Origin of the sequence: Psychrobacter sp. M9-54-1 (genome assembly GCF_016613355.1) — a bacterium.
GTDB lineage: Bacteria > Pseudomonadota > Gammaproteobacteria > Pseudomonadales > Moraxellaceae > Psychrobacter > Psychrobacter faecalis.
Genome location: NZ_JADGFW010000032.1, coordinates 1 through 10306, shown reverse-complemented (window position 1 = coordinate 10306; position 10306 = coordinate 1). Strand labels below are relative to the sequence as shown.

Below are 10306 nucleotides of genomic sequence, written 5' to 3'. Positions count from 1 at the left end.
TTTCAATCACTTTCGAAGTTGAGAGTGGGGTTAAAACTATAACTTATTAGATAGTAAACCCCTCAATATTATGGTGTTTAAAATATCATCAATATTTGCATATGCCGTAGAACAATCTTACTCTGACAAATCGGAAAAGCTCTATATGCTATTATCTATATAGTGTAAAGCGCTAGGGTATGAAATTTACTTTTCTTAGGTTACGTTATTAATATCGGGGTTTGATAACTTGAAGGAATATCCAAACCAGTTCATGTACTATTCCACACTGCACTCAAAACTGAGCTATGCCAAGGCATATATAGCTTTTAAATGAAAAGAGTTAGGCTCATCAGTCACACTTGAACGGTAATAGATAGACGCATCATCATTAGATAACAACGATTCAACAGCTTCTGATATATAAGCAAAAGCTTCCAGTGGTAAACTTTGGACGCTCTCCATTCCAATAAACAATGCTTTAGTATTGCGTGCTGTCGAAAGTTGATCCACAAGATTATGCGTTGTTACTTTTATTAAATCTGTTTCAGATTCACCTTTGGCACTTACTTGGATGAATTGAAATAAACTGCCACACTCAAACAGACTTTTGATATCTACCACATCTATACCAATAAAAGTACTTGCAGATTTTACATCAAGCACTCTAATGACCTCGTTTACTTCATCTGGCTGACATCTAACAACGCCTTCCATAATATCTAAGCGCTCAAAATCATAATCATCTATTTGCAAGCCTACTAAAAAACAAGCCTCTGACTTCTCTTTTAACTCTATTAGCGCCTCCTCATCCCAAGCATCACTGATGATAAAGCAACCAATAACAGACTTTGGGTAATGATCCATGGTTTGTCGATATAGAACAGCACTAGGTATATCATCTCTATACGAGTCATCAATCTGATATTTCATGGTCATGCTCACTGATCATTAAAGAGTTTGAAGGTAGTCAAAAGCATCAAACTCTGGCGAGATTTGACGGCAGTAGAGCGCTCGCACAGTCTCTAAGACATTTATCATCTGGCATAATTCGTTTATTGAAGTTCAATCCTCACTAAGGATTAAATCATCTGTTGGGGTCTCGTTCAGTTTTATTGACTTAGCTTGCTGATCATTAATTTGCTTTAACATTCTGATAGAGTTTATATCGTAACTGCATTCAAAATACTGATCCAAAAGCTCGTTAAAAACACATTTTTTATCAGAGGACGCTAAAGTAAACAACGTAAGCGAAGAGTGTAATTTCAGCGTATCGATTGAGCCGAAAACTTCTAAAACATTTTTATCAGGGTGCAATAATAGTAATTCAGCACACTCTCTCAACCGTGCTCCAAGCACGTCGTGCTGCAAATACTCCTTTGCTTGCTCTAGACTCTCAATTGCAAAACGCCGAGCCATTGTACTCCGCCCTAACCCTTTTACTTGTGGAAAAACAAACCACATCCAATGGGTACGCTTACACCCTTCGGTTAACTCCTCAATAATCGATGGATAAACAGTATTTTGAGCTTGGATAAAATCGTTAAAAAAATCCTCATTCACAGTACTTCTCCTATGTAATTAGCTTTCATAAAGCTCTATCCCACTCTGTAAACGCTCAAGAATCACTGTTTTCAGCTCACTTGGCCCAACAACCACGGCGAGCTGCGACATACTGACCAACCAATCTTGCAGACGAAGCGTATTAGCTACAGTAGCGCTGACTTGATTCCAAGTATCATCGACAACCGTAATGACTTGATCAGTAGATAACGGACGCTCGTATAAATGCTGACAAGCGTATTTTTGCACTCTTAAAACCAGTTTTATCTGGGCATTATCATTCGGTTCTAACTTACCCAATTTATTCAAATTATCTAATGAAAAAGTATCTCGCCCTACCCAATCAGGGACAGGTTTATCTATGACTCCTGCCTCAGTGATACGACTGACTGCAAAATTACGATGCGCTTTTAACAGTACTTCATCATCGATATGATCATCAGTAGGATTAAAGCCTGTGAGGTAGATCATATTGTCAATAAAGATAAGTCCTTTGGGATAGATGACTCTTTCAGCAGAACTGCCATGCCATTTATTTTGATAGCTTATTTTAAGTTGCAGTCTATTTAGCAGAGCTTGGTGAATACTGGCAATCACGTCATTGTCAAGCGTCGGTGCTTGCACTATGCTCGGCAAGGTAATGAGATAATCTTGCCATTGCCCTAGCTTACTTTGATGGAAACTAGTCTTATTGTGCCGACCTAATTGGGTGAGCTTATCTGTGATATTTTGCTTAAAAGATACTGGTAAATAGTTTGCAGTATATTTATCTAGCATCTCCCAAAAGAACACCGTTCGCTCATTGATAATATCGATGCTAAAGCTAGGCTCAATATAAAAGCGTGCTGTCTGTCCACTGATATTCTGCCCCCATGCTGGCACTCTCATTAATGCGTCACTATAAAAAATATCGTTAAATATTTGGTTTAAGGTAATCAGATCATTCTCTAAGTTTTTACGTTCATTAGCGAAATTATCTGAATCGTCACCATAACCAACCATAATCTCTGTTAATGACATAGCATCAGCCTCACTCCGAGGCAAACATTGATATAAAGCAAATAGACGTGTCGACTTTGTATAGCTTGCGATTGGGTGCGTGGGCATATGAGTTTCTCAGTTAAATCGTTCAGTGGTAAGTTTACAGCTTCATTACTAAAACAATGGTTCAATCAAAACGAAGCAAAATAGCTGTTCCATTGTCATAAGCATTGCCATCTGAATCATAGACTTGATTCTTAAGAGTGATTAGCCATTCCTGTAAATCTGTCTCCGCACTGACAGGTTGCCATTCATGACTTGGCACTAAATCATGAATGCCATCCGTACAAACCAAGATACAATCGCCACTATTAACATCAATCGTTTGAGACATGCTTTCTGGCGCTTCACTATTTAGATAACTGCTATCACTAGTCAATGCAAAGCATTCAGTAATGCTATATAAACTCCCTGCCATCCCTTCTCGGTTATAGTCTGCAAACTCTGCTTGGCGGCCTTGCTCCTGTGCCTTCTGGTCAATAAGCTCGTTCAGTAAATTATGATCGCGTGTCAGACACTGCCATTGTGCCGCGCCTTTGGGCAGCAAATAAATACGACTGTCACCTACATGCGTTATCCTTGCCTTTATTGTTCCACCACTATTTAACTCTCCGACAATCATTGCGAGAGTTGCTGCTGCACCATGACGCTTAGATGAATGCTTGGTTTTATTAATCAGCTGATGAATAGTCTCTGAACGTATGCTCTTATGCTCGCTCCATAGCCGACTAACTGCTTTTACCACTGCCTTTGAGCAATGTTGTGAGTAATTAGAGCTTGCCACGCCATCAGATACTGCTAAACAAAATAGTGATACAACTGGTGTCACTGCCATTACTCCTAAGTCTTCTTGATATCAGTGATCTAAAAAGAAAAAAGCGTCTTGCTGCAGGTTATTACTGGCATTACCTTGAAAGGTAATTGCACAGGCTTGGGCGATAGAGGAAGTATCGTTTAAAGGACAGTTATTGAGAGAAGTAGACATGATGGTAAGCCTGTATGTTTATCATAAAGGTTAGTATAGCGCATAACCTATAAAATAAATTTACAGGTTATACGCTATGCTAGATTATTAACGATATAGATATTAATTCAATAAATGAAAAACCGGCTATCTAAAAAACTAATGTTTATTATATAATTCTGTAAATTTAAGGATAACCACTAATTATGAGTGAATCAGTAACCCTCCAAAACAGAACGATAATCTCAGTAAAGCAGTTACTGAATGAATGCCTACTAACTATCCCTGAGTATCAGCGCCCTTACAAATGGAATCAGCACAATATCGCAAGCTTATTCAATGACATTAAGACGCAATGTAACAAGCCAGCCTATCGCCTTGGCACTATCGTGCTTCATAAGTCTAAAGACAAAGATGATAAAGACGTACTCAACATTGTCGATGGTCAACAGCGCACCCTAACGCTGATGCTTACTGTCATGGCGATTATCAAACATTATCGTGCTGATAACTCAACTGAACCTACAGAAATAAAAGCTATCGGAAAAATATTAGGCGAGCTAGCCAATACCGTACCCGTTTTAGCTAAAAAACAAGAATTTTCTAGCGATATATCCATCTACAACTTGCATTCAAACTTTCAAGAGATACTACGCATTATAAGCCGTGGTGAGCTCAGCATCGAGCATATCGACTTCTTGCTAAATCAGTGTGAGGTAGTGATCTTTATATTGAAAGATGAATCAGAAGCCTTTCAGTTTTTTGATTCACAGAACTCTCGCGGTAAAGAGTTATATCCTCATGACTTATTAAAGGCTTTTCATTTACGTGAGTTCAGCGCCTATGATGAACGGCTCAATCCAAATATTAAAGCGCAAACTGTTGCTCATTGGGAAAGTTTGGAAGATGACGAATTAAATAGGTTGTTTAGTCAGCACTTATTTAGGATTAAGCGCTGGATAGATAATAAACCGGCCCGCAACTTTGCCAGTCGCCATGTAGATATTTTTAAAGGAGTGTCTCTACATAAACAAAATTTACCGCACTATGCAAAAGCTATGATGATCACGCATCATTTTGTTGATGACTATAATAGCAATATGCACCGTCATATTGATGCTCAAGCAATGAACTACCCGTTTCAGTTAGACCAAAAGATAGTCAACGGTCGTCGTTTTTTTGAAATGGTTGAATATTACGATACGCTTATTGAGCGTACGAAAACGATTGATAGTGCACACGCATCAGAGAATAAAGACAACCATTCCTCTGTAACTGTCTATAACCAAACCTTGAATGAACGAGCATCGAATATTGTTAAGGTATTAGATACTTATAATGATAAGTGGCGTCAGGGTGACAAATATACTCGTAACTTATTTGATAATGCACTGATCTATTATGTTGATAAATTTGGTATGCAAGACTTATCTCAGGTTATAGAGATCATATTTATTTGGGCATATAAAATACGCCTAAAACAATATGCGGTAAAACTCGCAACGATGGATAACCATGCAGTTGACGGTATGTTATTCAAACGTATCAAAGACGCTACATTGCCTAAAGAAGTATGGATCGCTGGTGTTCACCCTCTAAGAGGCAATGACATAAAAGAGTCTAATAAGAAAACTGATAACGACATATACCAATTATTTGATGACCTAAACTATTTGACTGATAAATAGAGAAAAATAAAATTATGAAAAACTATAATCCGAGCGCAACCGAGCAAGTGATACTACTAACACCAAAGGGGCTGCTTAACGGTACCGAGCACTACCTTATCCCAATGTATCAGCGTAATTATGCTTGGGGCAATAGTGAAATTGAACAGCTTATTGTCGATATTATGGATGCTCAAATTGATGCGAAAAACTCAAAGGAATATAAGAACTATTATCTAGGTACACTGGTGGTATTTGAAAGACCGCAGCTATCCTCAAAACGTAAAGTGTTTGAAGTTATTGATGGCCAACAACGCTTTACTACTTTGAGCTTATTAATCATATATCTAAAGAATTACTTTACAACTATAGATAGCGACTATGATATGTCATGGTATAAAGAACAAAATATTGAGTTTGAAAGCCGTCCGAAATCTACTCAGACATTAGAACTACTACTAAATGAAAATCTAGAAACCTATGAGCACCTTCATGAAGCTAAGCTAAATCCCGCTATTATCAACGGCTATAAGTCTATTAGCGAAGTAATGGAAAGTAAATTTATTACACCTAATAATGAGAACCAACAATCCACTACAACCTTTGAAGAGTTTTGTGATTATCTATTTCAATATGTACAAATTGCTCGTGTGCCTGTGCCTGACGAAACAGATTTAAACCATTATTTTGAAGTTATGAATAACCGAGGCGAGCAATTAGAGAAGCATGAAATTATTAAAGCGCGTTTGTTATCAGTCATTGAAAAGGCAGACGAAAATGAGATAGCTCTTGCGGACAAACAATCAGCCAAAGCCTTGATTCATAATATCTGGGAAGCTTGCGCCAACATGAATAAATACGTACAGTATGGCTTTAACCCTACTTTACGTTTCAAGTTATTCTCAGATAATTTAACTCTTTTGCAGCCTAAAGATTTTGATGAGTTGCTTAATATATATAAAGAGTATGATTACCCCAACAATTCCCAGCCAGATAATGACCAATATTCTGGCTGTAATGACGACGCTCAAAACAATAAAGCAAAGCCACTTCCCTCTCTTTATGACATTCTTGACGATAATTTTGACAGTCCACCTAACCCTAGTAATACTGCTGATAAAGAAGAAGATGACGGTAATAGTGAGACTTACTATAGCTTAGTTAACTTCTCAAGCTTTCTTTTACATGCTTTGAGAATCATGGTGAACCTGCAGTCCTCATATAAACAGGACATTGCACTTGATGACAAACAGCTTCTAACCCAGTTTGAAACCTTTATTTTAAAACCATCCAGCTTAGAAAATACTCATATCTCAGATACTGATCAAAGTATAGAAACTAACGATCAAATAACGCCTTTATCTCAAGTAAAGACTTTTATATACGCCTTACTTAAAAGCAAATTCATCTTTGATCAGTTCATAATAAAGCGCAACACTCAAGACAGTAAAGGACAGTGGACACTTAATAAACTGATCAAGAATGAAGACAAAAAAAACAGCTACTACAAAAATAGCTTTGAGAGTGACAATGACAAGCTAGTAATGTTGCAAAGTGCTTTTCATGTCTCAACCCCTACTACGAACTATAAGCATTGGCTTAATGCCGTTTTATATTACGCTTGTACGCATTATCAATACGATAAAATGGGGCTTAATAGCGTAGCGTATCTTAACCATTTAGAAGAAATAGCTCGCGCCTTTATGTTAAGACGTTATTTGACTGATGAGCCTGATGATTACCATCAAATCATTTATCAGACCTCAGACTTCAATAAGCTATTGGCTGAACATGCTGAGGATAACTTGAATCCTGATAATCTACATATACAAATTAAGCAGTATCTCAGGTATGGCAATATCCGCAACATTTTTGTGTTCAATTATTTAGATTATTTGCTTTGGTTAAACGGTAACTATCCTAAGTTTACCTTTACCGCTAGAAGCTCTGTAGAGCATTTTTATCCCCAAAATAAGCGAAACGACAGTATATTTTTGGAAGATAAAGGCTCAAAAGATTCACTGTTGCACTCTTTTGGCAATTTATGTTTGATTAGCCATAGCCTCAATTCACGTGTGAGTAATGACATGCCTGATGTTAAAGTAAAGTATTTCTCTCAAAGCGGAGATATTCAAAGCGGGCAAATCGATAGCTTAAAGCTACTGAAAATGATTGAGTGCATACAAGGCAAGCCAGACACGTGGGATAAAAAAATGATTGCTAAACATGAAACTGAAATGTTAAACGTTATGATGCAAGGACTAAATCTAGAGCTAGCAGGTATACCTCATGAGTAACGTAGACGATATAGAAAGACTCACTCAAAACCGTGTCATACGCCTTTTTATTGTCAGGCTGCGTAACTAAAATCTCCCAAGTTTAACTGTACGGATTTGACGGCAGGGGTCAGTTCATGCTGCTGGCCATTTGCTCGGCCAGTTTTTTAAGGTCAGATTGGTTAGTCATTGCTTATTCTCCTGTTAGTGGATTATAAGCAGTTACACAGTTTTTAGGAAAGGCTCTATTATTTTTCCCTTAACTTAGCACTAATGAGTTTACGTCGACGCTCTTGCGCCGCTTGATAACGATGAGCTTTAGCCAACTCAATGTCTTCTTGAGTTTGGATTAAATCAGACAGCCTAATAAGCGCTTCATCCATATCTATTGTATCGACATACATAGCATTACCTGTGAGAATTGAGCGCAATACTTTATTGGCATTAGTTTCATGAAGACTTTCAATCACAGCAATGCATCTATCAACATCTGCTAACTTTAGCTTAATCATCATTTGGGCATCGTAATAAGACTTAGAGTGGCCATTACTTGCTGCCAAACACCATAGAGCCACTAATATTTCAGGGCTAGCGACAGGTACATCAGCCACACTAAATATCTCTTTAGGTATGGGCTGACTCAATGTAAGACCTTTATGGGTACTTTGGAATGAAAGTTCGAGAGGATATTTTTTAGTCTCATCACTTTCATCTTTGACAGCAATGATGAGCTGTTGGTAGGCATTCCATATAAAATCAATCTCATATTCTTTAAGAACGCTTTCAAGTTTATAGCAGTCACTTTTAGAGATCATGAAATTAATGTTGGTGGTCGCACGAGGAGGTGCATACTCTGAGTATGCAACTGTGCCAATAATCACATATTCAATGTTTTCTTCTGACAGAACATAGATGAGCTGTTTAAACAAGTCTTGGAACTTATTCATTCGGCTATCTGACTCGAACAATCTTAAAAGTTCTATTGACTCACTCATATCTACCTACCAAGTTTTATGTCAGTTATCGTCAGTTGTTACTCATCATTTTACAGAAATTCTAATATGATTATTTTCTCGTTTGATCATCACATTAAACCATGCATCTTTACAGTCGGCTCTTTTATCGGCCGACAACCAGATATGGTATTCAATCACATGCGGTATTTTAGCTACAATGGTTTTCCAGCGTAATTCATCCATATCACAAAAGAAGCGCTCATTATCTATTCGCTCCCCTTTTCCATATTTAAATGATAAGTACATCACGCCTTCATCAGTCAAGGTTTTTAATAATAACTTTATAACGAAAGGCAGCTCAAGAAATGGCACGTGTAACAATGAGGCACAAGCCCAAATGCCAGTAAACTTATTCTTCCAAGGATGCTTTTCAATACCGCTAAAGTCTAAGTGGTGCCAATCAATTTTACTCGACATATGATGTCGCTGAGCCCACTGAATTAATTCGGCGCTGGCATCTATCGCTGTTACCTCATAACCCTGTTCAGCAAAGTGATTTGCATCTCTGCCTGAGCCACAGCCCACATCTAAAATAGACTGCGTGTCTCTTTTAGGTAGCTGATTAAGAAATAGCTCGTATAAATCATGCATATCTATGTGTGCCGTTTTAATGGCAAACTCAACGGCATTTTCATCATAATAGTTAAGGGTGCCTTTAGATGCTTGTTTGGTCATAAGGTGACATATCTATTTATCAGGCTCGAAGCTGTGGCAATAAGTCAGGATTAATTGGCCGCAACTTTATACTTGGTTGTGGTGACCAGACTAAATCCTCATGCTCTACTGCTATTTGATAAGCCCACTGGCTAATCGTCTCTGAGCGTTGCTGGTTGGTTATAAAGCCTATGGTTTCTGCTTCCTGTTCAATCGTATGACCGTGTTGTTGATTGCGCTCTAACCACTTCTCATAGAACAGCTCTTCAGCAAGATAGTCACGTTTGCTGTTGTTACAGCGATGATCAGTAAGTACGAAGTTGTGAGTGGTATCAATGGGGTATTTCGACCAAGGAATGAAATGATCGACCTCGATATTATTTTTTAAAGCTTTATGACAATAGAAGCACTGCCCTTGTTGGGTGTCAATCAATATGGACTCCAAGACCTTTAAGCTTTGTCTTGATTGATGAAATAGAAATTTTTGTAGGTCAATATCATCGCTAAAGTAAGGTTGATTGTGACGGTTTTTACGCACAAAATCAGTCCAGTATTGCTGACAGAGTTTATGAATTATCTGACTGAAACGGGTAAAACAATATGCGATTCCAGGCATCAATACTATCGCGTTTGCTTTAGGATTATAAACATATAAAAATTCACGACTGACCTTATCTTGTGCACTTTGTAAATACTTTGCTGGGTTGTTTTTAATGGTCTGAGCAACCTCTTTAATCGTTGACTGCCACTTTCTAATATCACGCGTCCGAGCTACACGTATGCTGGTAGTTTTAGTCTTTTGTTGCAACTTCAGTATGCTAGTAATAACCTTAGCTTGCCCCCCTGCATTACTCTGTTTCAATACGGAGTCATCATCTTGATGTGAAAATGGTAGTGTTTGTGTCCAATAAAGCTGAACAAACTGCTCAGCTAACTCTTCATATGACATACTGCGCTCGCTATTATCACTAATAGCTGATTCTATAGAAAGGTTTGTCATCGCCATTAATAAAGCGAATTTATAGGTAGACGTGTAAGAGCTAGACTCAAGCAACCATTGAATACGTCTTAGAAAGTTAAGCTGAAAGTCAGCAGAGGGCACAATAATAATCCTGAACCGCCCCGGGATTGTCGGAGACCTAATAT

The 10306-nt window shown here is 37.9% G+C and carries 10 protein-coding genes; 2 read left to right on the top strand and 8 right to left on the bottom strand.

The window, feature by feature from the left end; all coding sequences use genetic code 11:
* Nucleotides 1–285 precede the first annotated feature (285 nt).
* The 5 genes from IQ457_RS11575 to IQ457_RS13670 all read right to left on the bottom strand — a co-directional run bounded on the left by IQ457_RS11575 (nt 286) and on the right by IQ457_RS13670 (nt 3568).
* Nucleotides 286–912, bottom strand: a complete 627-nt coding sequence (locus tag IQ457_RS11575) for a hypothetical protein (RefSeq protein WP_200663411.1) — start codon at nt 910–912, stop codon at nt 286–288.
* A 132-nt stretch (nt 913–1044) separates the two neighbouring features.
* Complete coding sequence (locus IQ457_RS11570; RefSeq protein WP_200663409.1) at nt 1045–1542, bottom strand: DUF1810 family protein; 498 nt, start codon at nt 1540–1542, stop codon at nt 1045–1047.
* Nucleotides 1543–1560: 18 nt separating this feature from the next.
* Nucleotides 1561–2562 carry a helix-turn-helix transcriptional regulator gene (locus tag IQ457_RS11565; protein WP_242465436.1) on the bottom strand — a complete coding sequence of 334 codons (1002 nt, stop codon included), beginning with the start codon at nt 2560–2562 and terminating at the stop codon, nt 1561–1563.
* Between the two features lie 148 nt (nt 2563–2710).
* The gene (locus tag IQ457_RS11560; RefSeq protein WP_242465435.1) at nt 2711–3418 is read right to left on the bottom strand and encodes a PP2C family protein-serine/threonine phosphatase; all 708 of its coding nucleotides are present in this window, start codon (nt 3416–3418) and stop codon (nt 2711–2713) included.
* A gap of 21 nt (nt 3419–3439) precedes the next feature.
* The gene (locus tag IQ457_RS13670; protein ID WP_274600274.1) at nt 3440–3568 is read right to left on the bottom strand and encodes a hypothetical protein; all 129 of its coding nucleotides are present in this window, start codon (nt 3566–3568) and stop codon (nt 3440–3442) included.
* Between the two features lie 185 nt (nt 3569–3753).
* Here IQ457_RS13670 and IQ457_RS11555 point away from each other — a divergent pair, with 185 nt between their 5' ends.
* Entirely contained in the window at nt 3754–5235 is a 1482-nt protein-coding gene (locus IQ457_RS11555) for a DUF262 domain-containing protein (protein WP_200663405.1), read from the top strand.
* Between the two features lie 14 nt (nt 5236–5249).
* Nucleotides 5250–7511 (top strand): DUF262 domain-containing protein, encoded by a 2262-nt coding sequence (locus IQ457_RS11550; protein WP_200663404.1) that lies wholly within the window; start codon nt 5250–5252, stop codon nt 7509–7511.
* A 227-nt stretch (nt 7512–7738) separates the two neighbouring features.
* On the opposite strand, the gene IQ457_RS11545 is transcribed toward IQ457_RS11550, so the two are convergent.
* The 3 genes from IQ457_RS11545 to IQ457_RS11535 all read right to left on the bottom strand — a co-directional run.
* A complete protein-coding gene (locus IQ457_RS11545) occupies nt 7739–8485 on the bottom strand; it encodes a hypothetical protein (protein ID WP_200663402.1) in 747 nt (248 codons plus the stop codon).
* A gap of 45 nt (nt 8486–8530) precedes the next feature.
* The gene (locus IQ457_RS11540) at nt 8531–9181 is read right to left on the bottom strand and encodes a class I SAM-dependent methyltransferase (protein WP_200663400.1); all 651 of its coding nucleotides are present in this window, start codon (nt 9179–9181) and stop codon (nt 8531–8533) included.
* A gap of 19 nt (nt 9182–9200) precedes the next feature.
* Nucleotides 9201–10306, bottom strand: a 1106-nt coding sequence (locus tag IQ457_RS11535; RefSeq protein WP_242465434.1) for an HNH endonuclease, incomplete at its 5' end; no start/stop codon positions are given.